This window comes from Actinopolymorpha pittospori (assembly GCF_014873875.1).
GTDB lineage: Bacteria > Actinomycetota > Actinomycetes > Propionibacteriales > Actinopolymorphaceae > Actinopolymorpha > Actinopolymorpha pittospori.
The window spans coordinates 4586586-4605851 of the sequence record NZ_JADBEM010000001.1; the positions used below are offsets into that span (position 1 = coordinate 4586586).

At 70.1% G+C, this 19266-nt stretch carries 16 protein-coding genes; 12 read left to right on the forward strand and 4 right to left on the reverse strand.

All coding sequences use genetic code 11. The annotated features are described in order from the left end of the window. Positions 1–161: 161 nt before the first annotated feature. From HEB94_RS21670 to pcrA, 3 genes are all read left to right on the forward strand, one after another. A complete protein-coding gene (locus HEB94_RS21670) occupies positions 162–917 on the forward strand; it encodes a polysaccharide deacetylase family protein (RefSeq protein WP_192751589.1) in 756 nt (251 codons plus the stop codon). A gap of 208 nt (positions 918–1125) precedes the next feature. Further along, entirely contained in the window at positions 1126–3270 is a 2145-nt protein-coding gene (locus tag HEB94_RS21675) for an ABC transporter substrate-binding protein (RefSeq protein WP_192751590.1), read from the forward strand. Positions 3271–3498: 228 nt separating this feature from the next. Then, a complete protein-coding gene (gene pcrA, locus HEB94_RS21680; RefSeq protein WP_192751591.1) occupies positions 3499–5808 on the forward strand; it encodes a DNA helicase PcrA in 2310 nt (769 codons plus the stop codon). 102 nt (positions 5809–5910) lie between these two features. On the opposite strand, the gene HEB94_RS53660 is transcribed toward pcrA, so the two are convergent. Next, positions 5911–6864: a peptidoglycan DD-metalloendopeptidase family protein gene (locus HEB94_RS53660; protein WP_192751592.1), complete on the reverse strand. Its 954-nt coding sequence runs from the start codon at positions 6862–6864 to the stop codon at positions 5911–5913. A gap of 464 nt (positions 6865–7328) precedes the next feature. Between HEB94_RS53660 and HEB94_RS21690 the strand changes: the two genes are divergently transcribed. The 3 genes from HEB94_RS21690 to sucD all read left to right on the forward strand — a co-directional run bounded on the left by HEB94_RS21690 (position 7329) and on the right by sucD (position 10111). Beyond that, positions 7329–7793: a cobalamin B12-binding domain-containing protein gene (locus tag HEB94_RS21690; protein ID WP_337917886.1), complete on the forward strand. Its 465-nt coding sequence runs from the start codon at positions 7329–7331 to the stop codon at positions 7791–7793. Between the two features lie 240 nt (positions 7794–8033). Further along, positions 8034–9209 carry an ADP-forming succinate--CoA ligase subunit beta gene (gene sucC, locus HEB94_RS21695; protein WP_192751593.1) on the forward strand — a complete coding sequence of 392 codons (1176 nt, stop codon included), beginning with the start codon at positions 8034–8036 and terminating at the stop codon, positions 9207–9209. A 14-nt stretch (positions 9210–9223) separates the two neighbouring features. Next, positions 9224–10111 carry a succinate--CoA ligase subunit alpha gene (gene sucD, locus HEB94_RS21700; RefSeq protein WP_192751594.1) on the forward strand — a complete coding sequence of 296 codons (888 nt, stop codon included), beginning with the start codon at positions 9224–9226 and terminating at the stop codon, positions 10109–10111. A gap of 276 nt (positions 10112–10387) precedes the next feature. Here sucD and HEB94_RS21705 read toward each other — a convergent pair whose 3' ends face one another. Both HEB94_RS21705 and HEB94_RS21710 read right to left on the reverse strand, forming a co-directional pair. Continuing rightward, positions 10388–11590, reverse strand: coding sequence for a hypothetical protein (locus HEB94_RS21705; protein WP_192751595.1), 1203 nt, complete (start codon positions 11588–11590; stop codon positions 10388–10390). Then, positions 11580–12101, reverse strand: coding sequence for a SigE family RNA polymerase sigma factor (locus tag HEB94_RS21710; protein ID WP_192751596.1), 522 nt, complete (start codon positions 12099–12101; stop codon positions 11580–11582). The genes HEB94_RS21705 and HEB94_RS21710 overlap by 11 nt, the downstream gene beginning before the upstream one ends. A gap of 207 nt (positions 12102–12308) precedes the next feature. On the opposite strand from HEB94_RS21710, the gene HEB94_RS21715 reads away from it, so the two are divergent. After that, positions 12309–13793, forward strand: a complete 1485-nt coding sequence (locus HEB94_RS21715; RefSeq protein ID WP_192751597.1) for a cell division protein PerM — start codon at positions 12309–12311, stop codon at positions 13791–13793. Between the two features lie 28 nt (positions 13794–13821). On the opposite strand, the gene HEB94_RS21720 is transcribed toward HEB94_RS21715, so the two are convergent. Continuing rightward, the gene (locus HEB94_RS21720; RefSeq protein WP_192751598.1) at positions 13822–14499 is read right to left on the reverse strand and encodes a DUF4190 domain-containing protein; all 678 of its coding nucleotides are present in this window, start codon (positions 14497–14499) and stop codon (positions 13822–13824) included. 139 nt (positions 14500–14638) lie between these two features. Here HEB94_RS21720 and purN point away from each other — a divergent pair, with 139 nt between their 5' ends. From purN to mdh, 5 genes are all read left to right on the forward strand, one after another. Continuing rightward, entirely contained in the window at positions 14639–15244 is a 606-nt protein-coding gene (gene purN / locus HEB94_RS21725; protein ID WP_202897329.1) for a phosphoribosylglycinamide formyltransferase, read from the forward strand. Further along, a complete protein-coding gene (purH, locus tag HEB94_RS21730; protein WP_192751599.1) occupies positions 15241–16833 on the forward strand; it encodes a bifunctional phosphoribosylaminoimidazolecarboxamide formyltransferase/IMP cyclohydrolase in 1593 nt (530 codons plus the stop codon). Before purN ends, purH begins: the two co-directional genes overlap by 4 nt. Before the next feature lie 269 nt (positions 16834–17102). Continuing rightward, positions 17103–17513: an alpha/beta fold hydrolase gene (locus HEB94_RS21735; RefSeq protein ID WP_202896473.1), complete on the forward strand. Its 411-nt coding sequence runs from the start codon at positions 17103–17105 to the stop codon at positions 17511–17513. A gap of 222 nt (positions 17514–17735) precedes the next feature. Further along, entirely contained in the window at positions 17736–18149 is a 414-nt protein-coding gene (locus tag HEB94_RS21740; protein WP_192751600.1) for a DUF3017 domain-containing protein, read from the forward strand. A 126-nt stretch (positions 18150–18275) separates the two neighbouring features. After that, positions 18276–19244, forward strand: a complete 969-nt coding sequence (mdh, locus tag HEB94_RS21745) for a malate dehydrogenase (RefSeq protein WP_192751601.1) — start codon at positions 18276–18278, stop codon at positions 19242–19244. Positions 19245–19266 lie beyond the last annotated feature (22 nt).

Sequence of the window (19266 nt, forward strand, 5' to 3'; positions counted from 1 at the left end):
GATGAGGACGCGCGGGGGACTCGAAAGTGGTGCTGAGAGTGCGAGATTTTGTCGGGGTCAAGAAGCTGAGTTTTGTCGTCTGCATTGTTGTTGTCGGCTTCTCTTTCATCAGTTGCGCGCCGCGGACCGAGGGGAACACCCGGCCGGCGCAGACGTCTTCGATGTCGCCGAGTTCGTTGGCGAGGCCGACACCACCGGGTGAGCCTACGCCGCGAAATCCGGCGCGAGGTGGCGGTGGCTCCTCTCCGGGAGCGCCGGACGACGGGCTCGGCACTCCGGACGACGGTCCGACCTCGGGCACCTATCCCGGTGACAGCACCACATCGCCGAGCGCGTCGCCGTCGGCCAGCCCGGGCGGGACCGCGTCTCCTGATCCGACGGACGGCCCGAAGGTCCTCTATCTCACCTTCGACGACGGGCCGACGAAGTACACGCCGGAGATCCTCGGCGTCCTCGCCAAGCACAACGCGAAGGCGACGTTCTTCCAACTCGGCGAGGAGATCGACCTCTACCCGCAGTACGCCGCGGACGTTCGCCAGGCGGGCCACACGATCGGCAACCACACCGAGGACCACAAGTCCCTCCCGTCGCTCTCGTCGTCCGACATCCGTGCCGAGATCAGCGGTGGGCCCTCCTCGAAGTGCCTGCGGCCGCCGTACGGCTCCGTCAACTCCACCTTGCGATCCATCGCCGACGACCTCGGCCTGAAGCTCGTCCTCTGGGACGTCGACACGCTGGACTGGACCCGTCCCGGAGTCGACAAGATCGAGTCGGCGATCGTGGACAACGCGAAGTCGGGCCGCGTCATCCTGATGCACGACGGCGGCGGAAACCGTTCACAGACCGTCACGGCGCTCGACCGGGCCCTGACCACACTGTCCGCGCGCGGGTACGTATTCCATTCGCTCGACTGCTGAATCCACGCAGACGTCCAAGTCCTGAAGCCGCCGGCGGTGACCGCTCCTGGTCACGGCCGGCGGCTCGACTGTCCGCCATTGTGGCCGTTCACTGGGGATGATGGCCTTCCGAAACTGGCCGTCCAGTGACGTTTCCAACGCACTTTCGGTCGTGCCAGGCTGCGGAATCCCGATTTCGGGCTTGACCCGCGAGGAAGGTGCTGTATCGATGGTGAACAGTGACGGCGTCAGCAGGCGTGGCTTCCTGTACGGCTCGGCGGTCGCCGCAGGCTCGCTCATGCTGGCCGCGTGTTCAGGAAATGAAGGCACCGGCTCGCCCGGTGGGAACGCGGGCAAGGCCACCGGCACGGCCAGCACGGCGAAGGGTTCGGTGGCCAAACCGATCACACCCCCAGCGAGCTTCCAGGAGGCGCCGTCCCTGAGCGCCCTGGTGAAGTCCGGTGAGCTTCCGGCGGTGGACAAGCGCTTGCCGGCCTCTCCGTACGTCATTCCGCACCGCTGGGTGGAGTCCGGAAAGTACGGCGGCCGGCTCGGGATGGTGATGGCAGAGAGCTACTCCTCGGCCATCAAGGAGTACATGTACGGCAACTCCTTCCTGCGCTACCTCAACGACGGTCTCGACATCGGACCCGGCCTGGTCGAGAGCTGGGAGTCCAACGCCGATGCCACGGAATGGACGTTCCATTTCCGCAAGGGCCTGAAGTGGTCGGACGGGCAGCCGTGGTCGACGGCCGACATCATGTACTGGTGGGACGACATGGTGCAGAACGACGCCTACGTCGGTCTGAACCCACCGGACGACGTGCGCTCGGGCCGCGACACCGTGGCGAAGGTGACGGCGCCTGACGAGACCACGCTCACGCTGACGTTCGACGCGCCGGCGCCGATCACTCCGGAGCGGCTCGCGGCGTGGGTCAACAGCGCGGCCCAGGAAGGCAGCGTCGGGCCGCTGTGGATGATGCCCAAGCACTACATGACGCAGTTCCACCCGAAGTACAACAAGCAGATCACGAAGAAGGACTGGTACCTCGAGCACGACAACAAGGGCGACTTCGGCCGGAACACCGCCTGCCCCACGATGACCGGCTGGAAGCTGAAGTCCTACAGCGAGGGCCGCAGCGTCCTGCTGGAGCGCAACCCTTACTACTACGTCGTCGACAAGGAAGGCAAGCAGCTTCCCTACCTCGACGAGGTCCAGTTCAACATCGTGGTCGACGACCAGGTCCAGAAGCTGCAGATGCTCGAGGGCAAGGTCGACTACGTTCACGGTGGCCACCACAACCTCGTGCTCAGCGACATCTCCGGCTTCAAGCAGGCCGAGTCGCGCACCGGCGTGCGGGTGTTCCTGTGGGACAGCGGGTCCGGCACGGGATCCATCTGCTTCCTGAACTACGACTATCCCGAGCCGAAGATGCGGGCCATGATCCGGGAGCCGAAGTTCCGGCAGGCACTGTCCCACGCCATCAACCGGCCCGACGCCCGCAAGGCGATCTACTTCGAGACCGGTGAGGCGACCACCGGGACGCTCAGCCCCAAGGGCTCGATGTTCACCATCAACGACGAGGCCAAGAAGAAGTACGTCGAATGGCGTGACGCCTACGTGAAGTACGACGTGGCCAAGGCGAAGTCGATGCTCGACGAACTCGGTGTCGTCGACAAGAACGGCGACGGGATGCGGGAGCTTCCCGACGGCTCGAAGCTGGAGATCTTCCTCGACTATCCCGCCGACGCCAGCCAGGAGCACGTCCAGAAGAACAACCACCTCAAGCGCGACTGGGAGGCGGTCGGCATCACCGCCAAGATCAACCCGGTGCCGCCGGAGGGGTTCGGCGACCGGTGGGGTCGCGGCGAGCTGATGACGACCACCGCCTGGGAGGTGGGCGACAACAGCCCGCTCGTCTATCCCGGTTGGGTCATCCCGGTCGAGACGGCGCACTGGGCGCCGTTGCACGGCCAGGCCTACCAGCTGCAGACCGGCGACCCGAACAAGCTCAAGCAGCAGCTGAACGTCTCGCCGTGGAAGCGCACGCCCCCGTGGGTCCTTCCCGAGAAGGACGACCCGATCGACCAGCTGTGGAAGCTGTACGCCCAGGCGAGGGTCGAGCCGGACAACATGAAGCGGATCGAGCTGATGTGGCAGGTCCAGAAGATCCACATCGACCACGGTCCGTTCTTCTACGGCATCGTCGCCGACTACCCGCGCATCGTGCTGGTCCGCGACGGGCTGAAGAACGTCCCGCGCCGGGAGAACCTCGCCCTCGGTGGCTGGGTGAACCCCTGGATCCTGCCCTCGCCCGCGGTCTACGACCCGGAGACGTACTTCTGGGACAACCCCGACGAGCACACCGGCTGACCCGCCGGGTCGGACCGGCCCGCGGACCTGCTCGGTCCGCGGGCCGGACCTGGTCGCGACCTGCCCGCGACCTGGCCGTTCGTGGCGGGATCGGCGTCCGATCGGCCTCCGATCGGCGTCGATCCTGGTGCGATGACCCCCTTCGCCGGGGCTGTCCGGAGTGGGCATGGTTCGGCCACGGCCCGGTCGGGGGCGGGTTGTCGGCGGACGATCGTAGGCTGAGTGACGATGAGCGCACTGTCTTCGCATCGCCCGGTCGCGATGTCCACCGATGAAGAGTCCGGCGACGCGGCCCCGCGGCGGCGTCGCCGAAGCGACCCCGAAACCCTGCTGGAGGGGCTCAACCCGTCCCAGCGGGCCGCGGTCATGCACGAAGGGCACCCGCTGCTGGTCGTGGCGGGCGCGGGATCGGGCAAGACCAGGGTGCTCACCCGCCGGATCGCGTGGCTGCTCGGCGAGCGGGACGCCCGGCCGAGTTCGATCCTCGCGATCACGTTCACCAACAAGGCCGCCGGCGAGATGCGCGAGCGTGTCGCCGACCTGGTCGGTCCCAGGGCGGCGGAGGTCATGTGGGTCTCCACGTTCCACGCCGCCTGCGTGCGCATCCTGCGCCGGGAGATCAAGCGGTTCGGCATGTCCTCGTCGTTCTCGATCTACGACGACGCCGACTCCCGCCGGCTGATGACCCTCGTCTGCCGTGATCTCGACCTGGACTCCAAGCGCTACAACCCGCGCGCGATCCTCAACTGGGTCTCCAACCTCAAGAACGAGCTGATCGACCACGAGGAGGCCGCGCGGCGGGCCGAGAACCACCTCGAGCGCACGTTCGCGGAGTGCTACGCCCTCTACCAGCAGCGGCTACGGGAGTCGAGTGCACTCGACTTCGACGACATCATCATGACCACGGTGCACCTGCTGCAGGCGTTCCCCGAGGCGCGCGACCACTACCGCGAGCGGTTCGCCCACGTGCTCGTCGACGAGTACCAGGACACCAACCACGCGCAGTACGTCCTGGTGCGCGAGCTCACCAGCGCGGACGGCGGTGGGCCGCACGGTGAGCTGATGGTGGTGGGTGACGCCGACCAGTCGATCTACGGCTTCCGCGGCGCGACGATCCGCAACATCCTGCAGTTCGAGGAGGACTTCCCCGACGCGCGGGTCATCCTGCTCGAACAGAACTACCGCTCGACCCAGACGATCCTGTCCGCTGCCAACGCCGTCATCAGCCGCAACGCCGGGCGCAAGCCGAAGAACCTCTGGTCCGACGCGGGCGCCGGGGAGACCATCGTCGGTTACGTCGCGGAGGACGAGCACGACGAGGCGCAGTTCATCGCGGAGGAGATCGACCGGCTCGGCGACGCCAAGGCCGCCCAGCCCAAGGACGTCGCCGTCTTCTACCGCACCAACGCGCAGAGCCGGGTGTTCGAGGAGATCTTCATCCGGGTCGGACTGCCCTACAAGGTCGTGGGTGGGGTGCGCTTCTACGAACGCCGCGAGGTCCGGGACGCACTCGCCTACCTCCGGTTGCTCGCCAACCCCGAGGACACGGTCTCGCTGCGACGCATCCTCAACGTGCCGAAGCGGGGGATCGGTGACCGCGCGGAGGCCTGCGTCGAGGCGTTCGCCCAGCGCGAGCGGATCACCTTCTGGCAGGCCCTGCGGCGCCCCGACGAGGTGCTCGGGCTCGCCACCCGGTCCGCCAACAGCATCCGCGGGTTCGTCACGATGATCGACGAACTGCTCGCGGCGGTGGCCGACGGCCTGCCGCCCGCCGAACTCCTCGATCAGGTGCTCGCCCGGACCGGCTACCTCCACGAGCTCGAGACCTCCGCCGACCCGCAGGACGAGACCCGGATCGAGAACCTCTCCGAGCTGGTCGCGGTGGCCCGGGAGTTCACCGAGAACGCCGCGGCGGAGGGCACCCCGGCGACCCTCGCCGACTTCCTCGAGCGGGTCGCCCTGGTCGCCGACTCCGACCAGATCCCCGACGGGGAGGACAACGGCGGGGTGGTGACGCTGATGACCCTGCACACGGCCAAGGGGCTGGAGTTCCCGGTGGTCTTCCTGACCGGCCTGGAGGACGGTGTGTTCCCGCACCAGCGTTCACAGACCGACGCCAAGGAGCTGGAGGAGGAACGCCGCCTCGCCTACGTCGGCATCACCCGTGCGCAGCAGCGGCTCTACGTCTCCCGCGCGGTGGTGCGCAGTGCCTGGGGCGCCCCCCAGCACAACCCGGAGTCACGCTTCCTCGACGAGATCCCGGCCGAGCTGGTCGACTGGCGGCGTACGGAGGCTGACCACACGTCGTGGACCTCCCAGTCCGCCACTTCGCGGCGTGCCGAGCGGCAGGGCACCCGACCGGGGCAGCGGCCGATCGTGGCGCTGTCGCCCGGCGACCGGGTGGTGCACGACTCGTTCGGGATGGGATCGGTGGTGGCGACCGCCGGACAGGGGGACAACGCCGAGGCGACCGTCGACTTCGGGTCGGAGGGCGTCAAGCGCTTCCTGCTCCGCTACGCACCGCTGGAGAAGCTGTAGGGGCGGCTCGCCGCCCGCCGGTGATCATGATCTGACCCGGGAAGGATTCCGGGCTTCGTACGCCTGGAGTCCTTCAGGGTCACGACCCGGGCTGCGCCGCGATCAGAGCAGGCCGCGCTCGCGCAGCCAGGGGAGCGGGTCGATCGCGTCGCCATCCGACGGGTGCACCTCGAAGTGCAGGTGAGGCCCGGTCGAGTTGCCGGTGCTACCGACATAGCCGATCACTGTGCCCGCTTCGACGTAGCCGGTCCTGAGCTTGTAGGCCGACAGGTGGCAGTACCACGTCACCGTGCCGTCCTTCAGCTGAACCTTGATCCGGTTGCCGTAGGGGCCGTCGTAGGAAGCGTCGATGATCCTGCCCTCGCCGACCGAGCGGACAGGCGTGCCCATGGGCGAGGCGAAGTCCTGTCCGGTGTGCAGGTTGGACCACATGGAGCCCGACCGCCCGAAGCCGGCCGACAGGCGGAACTTCTCCACCGGGAGGACCCACTCGATGTGACGTTCGAACACCTGCGTGTCGGTCGCACCGGCCGCGGTGCGTTCGAGTGCCTGCGCCTGCTTGCTCTGTGCCTCGGCCCAGGCCGCGCGCTCCTTCTCGACCGCGATCCGTGCCTCCCGCGCCGCGGCCGCCTTCGCGTCGCTCACGGCCTTGGCGTCTCGCTTGGAGCGGTCTGCCCGGGCGGCCGCCTCGGCACGCGCCTGCTGGACCTGGTTGACGCTGAGGGCGATCTCGGCGGGCATCGGGCTGTGCGCGGTCGTCTCGCCCGCGGCGGCCGTGATCACGCCAGACTGCAGGGTGAGGGCGCCGGCTCCGGCGGCGACCAGGGTCGCGACGCCGGCCACGGCCGGGATGGTCGGGAAGCTCTTGTTGGACGCGGCCTTGCGGTGTCCGCCGGGCTTCTTGCGTTGCCCCGCCGTCGTCGCCTCGCGGCTGGAAGGTGCAGGGCTGGGGGAGGCGGCGGCCTCGGTGGCCTCAACGCTGTCGAGAACCTCGCGACGGACGCTCTGCGCGCGGGCGCCGTCGGGGATGCGAAGGGTGTCGGAGAATCCGGCCACCCGCCTGCCCGGTGACGAGCCTGCTAACCCCCGGAGAGGTCGAGCGCGGTCGGCGGACGCGGCGCGGCGGTGCTTCGCTGGGTCGGCCACTACCGCGAACCCCCCTTAACCGGGTCAGACGTTCAGGAGTCGTAGGTCGCCCGAGACGATAACGGATCGGCCTACTCGTGCCAAATGTTCCCGCACGGAACGTGCCGAAACTGGCCCCCGCAATGCGGCCCAACCCGGCATATCGGACATCGCCGGGGGCGCAGAGTCACGGAAAGCGGTCGAACCGTTACACCTTTGGGCGCATCGCTTCGATCCCGCTCCCGGGCGGGGTCCAGATGTCATAGGTTCGAGGCGTCGGGCGGGGTAGCTGCCGAGCCGGATCGGCTTCGGGCGCGGTCCGGACGCTCGTCGAAGACTCATCGAACGCCGGTCGAGAACGCAACGCCGGTTGAGAACGAGAGGTGCGAAGCGCCGTGGAGGCACAGGAAGCGCGGTCCACGATCCGGGTGATAGTCGCCAAGCCCGGCCTCGACGGCCACGACCGCGGGGCGAAGGTCGTCGCACGCGCGCTGCGCGATGCCGGCATGGAGGTCATCTATACCGGCCTGCACCAGACCCCTGAGCAGATCGTCGAGACGGCGATCCAGGAGGACGCGGACGGCATCGGACTCTCCGTGCTCTCCGGGGCCCACATGACGCTGTTCCAGCGCCTGATGACGTTGCTCCGGGAGCGGGACGCGGACGACATCCTCGTCTTCGGAGGCGGAATCGTCCCCGAGGCCGACATCGCGGCGCTGCGGGAGTTGGGTGTCGCGAAGATCTTCACGCCCGGTGCCTCCACCCACGAGATCGTGAGCTGGGTCCGGGCCAACCTGGGTGAGTGTGCCGAGCCCGGCGAGCCGGCCGAGACGGGTTCTGGGGCCGGGTCCGCCGGCTGAGTCGGGTTCTGGGCCTGGGCGGTCCGCCGGCTGAGCGGATTCGTATCGCATGGCGAGATGTCCCGGTTCGCGAAGGTGACTCCGCCGCTGCTCACCCGGTGCGTACAGGCGTGCGGGAACGCGGACTGAGTGTGACCCGCTCGCGGGGCGCGTACCCGGCGGGTTTAGGCTCGCCGCCGGGCTTCGGAGCACAGCTCGCGGCCGCCAGGCGTATGCGAACCGATCAGGAAGAGCGCGCTCGTGGACTTGATGGAATATCAGGCGAAGGAACTCTTCGCCAAGCACGGCGTACCGGTCACACTCGGCCGGGTCGTGGAATCACCCGATGACGCGCGAGCCGCCGCCGAGGAACTCGGTGGGCGAGTCGTCGTCAAGGCGCAGGTCAAGACCGGAGGCCGAGGCAAGGCGGGCGGCGTCAAACTCGCCGCCGATCCGGACGAGGCGGTCGTGCACGCGCGGGCCATCCTCGGGATGGACATCAAGGGCCACGTGGTGCGTCGCGTGTTGATCGCACCCGCCGCGGCGATCGCCGAGGAGTACTACTTCTCCTTCCTCCTGGACCGGTCGAACCGCTCGTACCTCTGCATCGCCAGCGCCCAGGGCGGCGTGGAGATCGAAGAGGTCGCGCACACCAACCCCGAAGCGGTCGCGCAGATCTCGATCGACCCGGTGACCGGCGTCGACGAGGCCAAGGCCCGGGAGATCGTGACGGCCGCCGGCTTCCCCGCCGACGTCGCGGACGCGGCCCTCCCGGCCGTCCTGCGCCTGTGGGACGCCTTCGTCGCCGAGGACGCGACGCTGGTCGAGGTCAATCCACTGGTCAAGCTCGCGGACGGCACCGTCGAGGCCCTCGACGGCAAGGTCACCCTCGACGACAACGCCGCGTTCCGGCACCCGGAGCACGCGGAGTTCGAGGACAAGGCCGCGGCCGACCCGCTGGAGCGCCGGGCCAAGGAGAAGCACCTCAACTACGTCAAGCTGCAGGGCCAGGTCGGAATCATCGGCAACGGTGCCGGCCTGGTGATGAGCACGCTGGACGTCGTGGCCTACGCCGGTGAGGAGTTCAACGGCGTCAAGCCGGCCAACTTCCTCGACATCGGCGGCGGCGCGTCCGCCGAGGTGATGGCGAACGGTCTGGAGATCGTGCTGTCGGACGCCGACGTCAAGGCCGTCTTCGTCAACGTCTTCGGCGGCATCACCGCCTGCGACGCGGTGGCGAACGGCATCGTCTCGGCGTTCAAGCTGCTCGAGGAGCGCGGTGAGGCAGTCGCCAAGCCGCTCGTCGTACGCCTCGACGGCAACAACGCCGAACTGGGCCGGCAGATCCTCGCCGACGCCGCCCTGCCCGGTGTCGAGCAGGTCGACACGATGGATGGCGCCGCGCGTCGCGCGGCCGAGTTGGCCGCGGCGCGGTAAGGAGCGACTGGACCATGGCGATCTTCCTCACCGAGAACAGCAAGGTCATCGTCCAGGGGATGACCGGTTCCGAGGGCAGCATCCACACCCGGAAGATGCTGCGTGCCGGCACCAACATCGTCGGTGGCACCAACCCGCGCAAGGCCGGCCAGAAGGTCGAGGTCGAGGGGCGTTCGCTCCCGATCTTCGCCACGGTCGGCGAGGCGATGGCGCAGACCGGTGCCGACGTCAGCGTGGTGTTCGTGCCTCCGGCGTTCACCAAGGACGCGGTCAACGAGGCCATCGACGCCGGCATGCCGCTGGTGGTGGTCATCACCGAGGGCGTGCCCGTGCACGACACCGCGGACTTCTTCACCCGGGCCCAGCAGTCGGGCCGCACCCGCATCGTCGGGCCCAACTGCCCGGGTGTCGCCTCACCGGGCAAGTCGTTCGCCGGCATCATCCCGGCCGACATCACCGGCCCGGGCAAGATCGGGCTCGTCTCCAAGTCGGGGACGCTGACCTACCAGATGATGTACGAGCTGCGCGACATCGGCTTCTCGACGGCCGTCGGTATCGGCGGTGACCCGATCATCGGTACGACGCACATCGACGCGCTCGAGGCGTTCGAGGCCGACCCCGAGACCGAGGTCATCGTGATGATCGGCGAGATCGGTGGGGACGCCGAGGAACGCGCGGCCGAGTTCATCAAGGCGCACGTGACCAAGCCGGTCGTCGGGTACGTCGCGGGCTTCACCGCGCCCGAGGGCAAGACGATGGGTCACGCGGGCGCGATCGTCTCCGGCTCCTCCGGTACGGCGCAGGCGAAGAAGGAAGCGCTCGAGGCGTGCGGGGTCAAGGTCGGCAAGACGCCGAGCGAGACCGCCCAGCTGGTGCGTGAGCTCGTGGAGGGGCGCCGCTAGGCCCTCACTTCGGTCGAGGGCTGCCTGTCGGTTCGGATCTGCCGGCCATCTACGGTCGGCGGATCCAGCCTGCCCGCCATCTGGCCTGCCCTCGTCATATCTGTCGGCGAGCCGCACCAGGCCGCCGGACATCGGGCGGCCATTCCACAGATCGGCCACCTATTGCCGCGAGGCCGGTCGTGACCCACCTGGTCACGACCGGCCTCGCGTCGTTCGGCTCGGCGGTTCGGGACCGCCTTCGAGGGCGGCGTCCGGCAGCAGCCGGGGCGCCGCCGTTCAGCTTTCCGGGGGCGCGGTCTTCCGCGGCGAGTCCGGGGTGGTTCCGGGTACGGGGGTGCCCTCGGTCGACGGCATCGGGTCGACCGGCGGGGGCTCGACCGGCGGTGTGTCGTCCGGCGGGGGCTCGACCGGCGGTGGGCTGTCCGCGGGCACGGCGCCACCGTCGCCGGGATCCTTGAGACGGGCAGCGGCGGCCGCGAGCGGATCGGCCATCGGGTCAGCCTCGTAGCTGAGGTCCTGGCCACCCTCGCGCCAGACGACGATCGAGAGCCCGGTGCCGCTACGAGCGAGCCCGACGACCTCGATCTCGCCGGAGCCGTCGGCGGTCTCACGCCCGAACCACCACCAGGCGGCCGCGTCGCCGACGCCGCCCACCTCCGTCGGTCCGTGTGGCGTACCCCAGCCGCAGCCGTCGAGCCAGCCACGGAAGGAGGCGTGGGCGGCGGCCGCGTCCTCGGCCGAGTCGAACTGGCCGACCAGGTTGGTCCCGGTGACCGTGCCTTCGGTCCCCCAGGTGTAGTCGCGGCGGACGGCCGCGATCGCGCCCAGCCCGACGAGGCTGTCGGCCTGACAGGCCGACGCGTTGCCGCCCTCGCTCTCACTCGTCCCGGCCGAGGACCAACTGGTGCCCGAATCGTTCACCCGCGGCATCTCGGCCGCGACCAACAGGGCGTCGGTCGTCAGGGTGGCCGGCGTGGACGGAGGCGTGCTGGGGGTGCCCGGGGGTGGGGTGGGCGCCTCGGGAGTGTCCGCTGGCGAGCCCGAGGAGGTGCCTGTCGGCGGTGGCACCGCTGTGCCGCCCCTGGTGTGCTGGGGGTTCGGCTTTCCGGTCTTGTGCGTCGACGGTGAGCCGGATCTGGGCTTGTCGCCGCCCGGAGTGTGCGGGGTCGCCGTGGAACTCGTCCCGGAAGGACTGCCGGGCGCGGTCGGCGTGGACTGCCGCGCCGCGCCGGACGTCGAGGCCACCGGTTGCTCGCCCGCGGGAGTGATCTGTTGGGTGCCCGGGATACCAGCCACGGCGCTGTAGCCGAGCAGGCCGACACCGGCGACGACCGCGAGGCCGGTGGTCGCGGCCCGGTGGACCTGGCGACGGGAGCCACGCCGGCGGACCGCGGCGCTCTCGGCCCACCTCACCTGGTCGACCTCGGAGCGCAACTGCGACAGGTGCTCGTTGACCTGGCGCTCGAAGTCAGCGGACATGCTCGGTCTCCTCTGTCGTGCTCTCGTCGTGTGGCCCGCCCTCGCGCAGAAGCACTGCGAGGGCCGCGCGGCCTCGGGAGAGCCGGGCCTTGATGGTGCCGCTCGGGACGCTCATCTCCCGGGCGACCTCCTCCACCGACAGACCGACGAGATGATGGAGCACGATGGCACGGCGCTGCGCCTCAGGGATCTCCTTGAGCGCGGCGACCAAAGCGACGTTGTCGGGGCTTGGCTCCGGCGAGTGTGCCGGGGGACCATGCCGCGCCATCGCGGCGATGCCGTTCTTGATCTTGCGCCATCGGCTGGCCGCGATGCGCCATGCGACAGTCCGAAGCCAGGCTTCGGGGTTCGCGTGTTCGGCGACGTGTGTCCAGTGCTGCCATGCTCGGGCGTACGCCTCTTGAACGCAGTCTTGTGCATCGGCCAGGTTTCCAGTCATCGCGTACATCTGGTGGAGGAGTCTTTGTCGGGTGGCTTGATAGAAGGCATCGAACTCGTCGGCATTCGACATGAGCCCTCCGCCACTCGGCCGACTCTCACCCAGATGACACCGCACCATGGCCCTTGGTTGCAGCGATCACAGACATTGACGCCAGGCGCGCGATGACATCGTCACAGCGCGCAGGCGTACGGGATAAACCTATCCATAACGGTGCAGCGATGGCGGGTCTGTCCCGACATCGAGAAACATCTGTGACATTTGTTCGAGGATCTTCCCATGAGCCGGCCGCCTCCGGCGGCGTGTCACGACGACCCGAACCGGGACGTGGCTGGGACCATGTCGACGATGACCGACCTGCTGGCGCGCTCTGCAGCGCGCGTTCCAGGACGCCTGCCCGGTGGTGGGCATCCCCGACCGGTGGCCGTGGGCGCCCTGCTGGCGGCCGGGTGGGCTCTTCTCGCCGGTGCGTTGCCGTGTGCGGCCCTCGCGGTCATCGGCTGGTTCGCGACGACCGGAGGTACGGCGTCGTGGGCACTCCGCGTCGGGGCCGACGCCTGGCTGCTCGCCCACTGGATTCCGGTCGACCTGACCTCGGGCAGGTTCAGCCTTCCTCCGCTGGGGCTTTCGCTGTTGCCGATCGTCCTGCTGTGGCGGGCGGGAGGCTGGGTCGCCCGGTCCTGCGCGGTGAAGAGTCGAGCTGACGTCTGCGTGGGTGTGGTGACGCTCGCCGTCGTCTACGCCGGCCTGGTCACGCTGGTCGCGGTGCTCGCCCGCGCCGACCAGGCGGCCCCTGACATCCTGCGGGCGGTTGTGCACGGCGGCGTGCTGGCCGTCGTCGCGGGTGGAGCGGGCGTCCTCTGGGTGAGCGGGCAGGGGATACGGCTCTGGCGGCGGCTGCCGGAGGAGGTGCGCGCCGTGCTCTACGGCGGGGCCATCGGCGCGTTCGCGCTGGTGATCGGCGGCATCCTGCTGGTCGCCGCCTCGTTGCTGGTCCACGCGGGCCGGATTGTCGAGCTCGCGCGCGGGCTCGGCCCGGGCGTTGTCGGACTGATCCTGCTTCTCCTGCTGTGCGTGTGTTATCTCCCCAGCGCCGCGGTGTTCGCGGGCGCGTTCGCCCTGGGGCCGGGTTTCGCCGTCGGGACGGGCACGCTCGTCGCTCCGACCGGGGTGAGTCTCGGACCGGTGCCGGCGTTCCCGCTGCTCGCCGCGCTTCCCGTCTCGCCGCATCCGCCCGGGTGGGTGATGGGCGTGCTGGCGATGCCGATGGCGGCCGGCGTCCTGGCCGGGGTGGTGGCGCTCCGCCGCTCCCCGGCCTTCAGCCCCGAGGCCACGGCCCTGCGTGGCGGGCTGGCCGGCGTGGTCGGTGGCCTGGGATTCACCGTGGCCACGGTCCTGGCCGGTGGATCGGCGGGCGCGGGTCGGCTCGCCGACGTCGGCGTGCCGCTGCTCCCGGCGGCACTGATCTCGGTCAGCACGTTCGGCATCGCCGGCGCCGTCGGGGTCCTGGCCCTGCGCGGAGGGCGGTGGGTGTGGTCGCGCGTACGGCACGACCCCGACCCAGCCGGTGACCCGTTCGCGCGACTCCGGTCGCTGGTCCCTCGCGACGGCGGTCCGGCGGGCTCCGGCGAGCCGGGGCTCCCCGTGCAGCGCCGCGGGCGGACGGAGCCCGGTCGCACCGACCCTGGTCACACCAACCCTGGTCACACCAACCCTGGTCACCCCGAACCCGGGGCGGCCCGCGACGAACCTCCGACGCCGTAGGGCACGGAGGGCGCCGGCGGCGCGAGCGTCAGCGCGGCGGCGGTGCCGGTGCCACCCGGTCCATGATCTGCTCCTCGAGGTGCCGCTGGCAGCCTTCCCGCGCCGTCTGGGTGTTGGCCCCGGAGTAGCAGTCCTGGTAGTCGATGATCTCGGTCCAGAACACCGCCGCCATCACGCCGAGTACACAGGCGAAGACGCTGGCGACGATGCCGAGCACCATGCCGGGCGTGGCGCCGGCGATCTGCTGCCGGCCACGCTTGCCGTCACGGCGGGCGAGGGCACCGAGCACGATGGCCGCGACGCCGAGGATGAGACCGAGCGGGAACGCGAAGATGCTCGTCGCGAGACCGGCGATTCCGAGCAGCAGGGCGAAGCGGCCCCGGTTGCGAGCCCGGCGCAGTTGGTCCTCCGTGACCTCCCTCGGGTCGGGGCCGCCACCCGGCGGCGGCGCCGGGGGGTGAGATCCACCGCGGGAGGGGTCGGGGGTCGTCGCCGCGACGATCCGGGCGTACGGCGAGGAGGCCTCCGGCCGGCCGAACACGCGCTCGCTGTCCGGTGGCGCGTCGGTGCCCTCCGGAGGAATGGGCGCGAGACGCGGGTCGCCCGATTCGTCCGGTCCGATGGGGCCGCCGGTACCGGACGGGCGGGTGGTCACTGGCTGATCGTCGTGGTGACGGTCGCCCGCGGGTTTCTCGGCGCTGCTCACAGGGGCTTCTCCTGTCGTTTTCTGACCTACCGCTATCGTGACGGAACGTCGTACTCGAAGCGAACGTGCCCCGGGCAGGCCGCTGGTGTCGTCCCGTTTCACCCCCCGCGGCCCCGCACCGACCAACGAGGAGCTCATCCTGTCCGCCCGCCTCGTCGTCCTGCTCTCCGGTTCGGGCACCCTCCTGCAGGCCCTGCTCGACGCGGCCAGCGAACCGTCCTTCGGTGCCACCATCGTCGGTGTCGGCTCGGATCGTGAAGGCGTCGAGGGCCTCGCCCGCGCACAGCGCGCCGGCGTTCCGACATTCACCCTCAAGGTCCGGGACTTCCCGTCCCGGGAGGATTGGGACGCCGCCCTCACCGAGCGGGTGGCCTCCTTCGAGCCCGACCTCGTGGTGTCGGCCGGCTTCCTCAAGCTGGTCGGAGCGTCGTTTCTGAAGGCCTTCGGCGGGCGCTACCTCAACAGCCACAACTCGTTGCTCCCGGCGTTCCCGGGCATGCACGGGCCGCGTGATGCGCTGGCCTACGGCGTCCGCGTCGCCGGCGCCACGTTGTTCGTCGTCGACGAGGGTGTCGACGCCGGGCCGATCATCGCGCAGACCACGGTCCCGGTGGAGGACGACGACACCGAAGAGACGCTGACCGAACGCATCAAGGTCGCCGAACGCCGCCAACTCGTCGACGTGGTCGGCGCGATGGTGCGACAGGGCTACACCGTGCAGGGCAGAAAGGTCACCATCCCGTGAACGACTCCACCAGCCAGGCCACGTCCGGCGACGGCCGCCGGTCCGTCCGCCGTGCCCTCCTCAGCGTCTATGACAAGCAGGGCCTGACAGACCTTGCCCGTGGGCTCGCCCAGGCCGGCGTCCAGATCGTGTCCACCGGTTCGACCGCGTCGACCATCGAGGCCGCCGGCGTACCCGTCACCCGGGTCGAGGAGCTGACCGGCTTCCCCGAGTGCCTGGACGGGCGGGTCAAGACCCTGCACCCCAAGGTGCACGCCGGACTGCTCGCAGACGTTCGCAACCCCGACCACCGTCGCCAGCTCGAGGAACTCGACATCGAGGCGTTCGACCTGCTGGTGTCGAACCTCTATCCGTTCGCCGCGACCGTCGCCTCCGGCGCCGGACCGGACGACGTGATCGAGCAGATCGACATCGGCGGCCCGGCGATGACGCGGGCGGCGGCGAAGAACCACGCGAACCTCGCGGTCGTCACCTCACCGGACCGCTACACCGACGTCCTGGCGGCGGTGGCGGCGGGCGGCTTCACGCTCGAGCAGCGGCAGCGGCTGGCCGCGGAGGCGTTCGTGCACACCGCGACCTACGACGTGCAGGTGGCGTCGTGGATGTCCAACGTGCTCGCGCCGAGCGACGAGGGCACCGGCTTCCCGGCCTGGGTCGGGGGAGCCTGGAAGCGTGAGGCCGTGCTGCGGTACGGCGAGAACCCGCACCAGAAGGCGGCGCTGTACGCCGGCGCCTCGGCGGCCGCCCCGGGCCTCGCCCAGGCGGAGCAGCTGCACGGCAAGGAGATGTCGTACAACAACTACGTCGACGCGGACGCCGCGCGGCGGGCGGCGTACGACTTCGAGGCTCCTGCTGTGGCCATCATCAAGCACGCCAACCCGTGCGGGATCGCGGTCGGCACCGACATCGCGGACGCACACGCGAAGGCACACGCCTGCGACCCGGTCTCGGCGTTCGGCGGAGTGATCGCGACCAACGGGCCGGTGACGGTCGCGATGGCCGAACAGGTCGCCGACGTCTTCACCGAGGTCGTCGTCGCCCCCGACTTCGAGCCCGGGGCGCTGGAGATCCTGACCGGGAAGAAGAACATCCGGCTGCTCCGTTGCCCGTCCCCGGTGCGCGGTGGCGTCGAGATGCGGCAGGTCTCCGGCGGGCTGCTGCTGCAGAGCGTCGACACGATCGACGCGCCCGGGGACGACCCGACCGCCTGGCAGCTGGCCACGGGGGAGCCGGTCGACGAGGCGACCCTCGCCGATCTGGCGTTCGCGTGGCGCGCGGTGCGTTCGGTGAAGTCCAACGCGATCCTGCTCGCGAGCGGCGGTGCGACCGTCGGAGTCGGCATGGGGCAGGTCAACCGGGTCGACTCGGCGCGGCTCGCCGTGACGCGCGCGGGCGACCGGGCGGCCGGGTCCGTCGCGGCCTCCGACGCCTTCTTCCCGTTCGCCGACGGCCTGCAGGTCCTGCTGGACGCGGGCGTCCGCGCCGTGGTCGAGCCCGGCGGCTCGGTCCGCGACAAGGAGGTCGTCGCGGCGGCCGAGGCGGCCGGCATACCCCTCTACTTCACCGGTACGCGGCACTTCTTCCACTGATTTCCACCCGGGACCGGGCGGGGTGGCCCCGGCATCGGCGCGTGGGCCCGGGCGCGGCACCATGACCCGCGTGAGGACGCTGCTGTTGCTCCACGGTGGGCTCTGGGCCGAAGGCATGAACGCCGACCGTTTCTGGCGCGTACCCGGGATCGTCGCGGAGCTGGAGGACGCGGGCTTCGAGGTGCTGGCACCGGACCGGCCCGTCCGGGCGCCGAGTTGGCAGGCGGAGGTCGACGACGCCGAACCTGCCCGCCGGCCCGGTCACCGTGGTGGCCGGCTCGAACGGCTGCTCGACGGCCGCGCTCCTCGCCTCGACCGCACCCGACCGGGTGGAGCGGCTCCTGCTCGCCTGGCCCGCCACCGCGGGCGACCCAACCATGGACGCGTTGGCCCGCCGCGGGTTGACCGACCGCGGGGCGCCGCCGAGGAGCGTCGACGCACTGCTGTCGGGCGCGACGCTGCGGGGACTGTCGGACGCCGAGATCGCCCGGTTGTCGATGCCGGTCGGCGTCCTGCCCGCGTTGCCGGCGAACCCCGTCCACCAGCGGCGTACGGTCGAGGCCCTGCGCGACCTGCTTCCCCACGCCATCGAACTGCCCGGCTGCCCGGAGCCCCCGCGCCGGGACTTCGCGCCGCACCTCGAGATCTTCGTCGAGGCGGTCGCCGCCTTCGCCGCCTGAACGGACGGTTCGGCGCCAACCAGCCTCATTCGGTCGGATCGGACGACCCGAGCCGTCGAGCCCAGGGTTCGGGTCGAGCGGCACGCGAGTTCGGGTCCGCCTGGTACGTCCGCTCCCGTGCCCGGGCGGGTAGCCTGCCGTTCTGCGAGGTAGCACCGACATCGCCGGACGACACCCGACAGGCGACACCCCGAAGTGATCCGAGAGCGGAAGGGCCACCCCATGGTCGACCAGCCGGGCGACGACGCGGTACGTGAGCGCGCCGATGTTTCCCCGGCCCCGGTCGAGGCCGGTGGGGGAACGCCGGGTGACAGGCGGGCGTTCTGGAAACGTTGGAGTCGAAACCGAGGGCGCCCGCTCCCACCGATCCGTCCGTGGCCGAGACGGCAGTGGCCGCTCCTGGTCGTCCTCGCCTGCGTGGTCGGTTCGCTCGTCGTCGTGGTGGTCGTCGACTTCCGGCCGGGTACGGCGCTGTTCGCCGCCTCGGTGCTGTTGGCGGCGGCGTTCCGGCTTGTGCTCACGACGAGGCGGGCAGGGTTGCTCGTACTACGCAGTCGGATGGTCGACGTCACCACCCTCGCGATCATGGGTGGAGCGACGCTCCTGCTGGCTCTGGCCGTGCCGGACATCCGATGACCCCGAACGGCGGCGCAGGCGGCCGCTCGGCTAGGCTCACCAACAGGTATCTCGACGCCAAGACATCTCCGAGACCGCTGAGTCCGAAGGCCGCGCGACAGCGGCACACCCAGGAGGCGAGCACACATGGCGCGTAACGGCAAGGTCGCTGTCATCGGGGCCGGTTTCTACGGGTCCACGACCGCCCAGCGACTCGCCGAGTACGACATCTTCGACGAAGTCGTCCTCACCGACATCATCGAAGGTCGGCCCGAGGGGCTGGCTCTCGACATGAACCAGTCGCGGCCGATCGAGGGCTTCGAGACCAAGGTCACCGGCGCGACCACCGGCAGGTCCGGCGAGGGTTACGAAGCGATCGCCGGGTCCGACATCGTGATCATCACCGCTGGTCTGCCGCGCAAGCCCGGCATGAGCCGGATGGACCTGATCGAGACGAACGCCAAGATTGTCCGGCAGGTCGCGGAGAACGTCGCCAAGCACGCCCCGAACGCCGTCGTCATCGTGGTCTCCAACCCGCTCGACGAGATGACCGCGCTGGCCCAGCTCGCCACGGCGTTCCCGAAGAACCGTGTTCTCGGCCAGGCCGGCATGCTCGACACCGCCCGGTTCACCAACAGCGTCGCCGAGAAGCTCGGCGTGCCCGTCGCGGCGGTGACCACCCTCACCCTCGGGTCGCACGGCGACACGATGGTGCCCGTCCCGAGCAAGTGCACCGTCGAGGTCGACGGCAAGCGCCAGCCGCTCACCGATCTCCTCTCCGCGGAGGACATCGAGGCGCTGGTCGAGCGCACCCGTAACGGCGGTGCCGAGGTCGTCGCGCTGCTGAAGACCGGCTCCGCCTTCTACGCGCCGGCCGCTGCCGCCGCCCGGATGGCCAAGGCCGTCATCGAGGACTCCGGCGCTGTCATGCCGGTGTGCGCCTGGGTCGAGGGCGAGTACGGCATCGACGGCGTCTACCTCGGCGTGGTCGCCGAGCTCGGCCGCGAAGGCGTCCGCAAGGTCGTCGAGACCGACCTGACCGACTCCGAGCTGGCCGCCCTGAAGGAAGCCGCGGAAGCCGTTCGCGCCAAGCAGGCCGACGTCCAGAACCTCTGAACCCCACACCTCGACGTGTGAC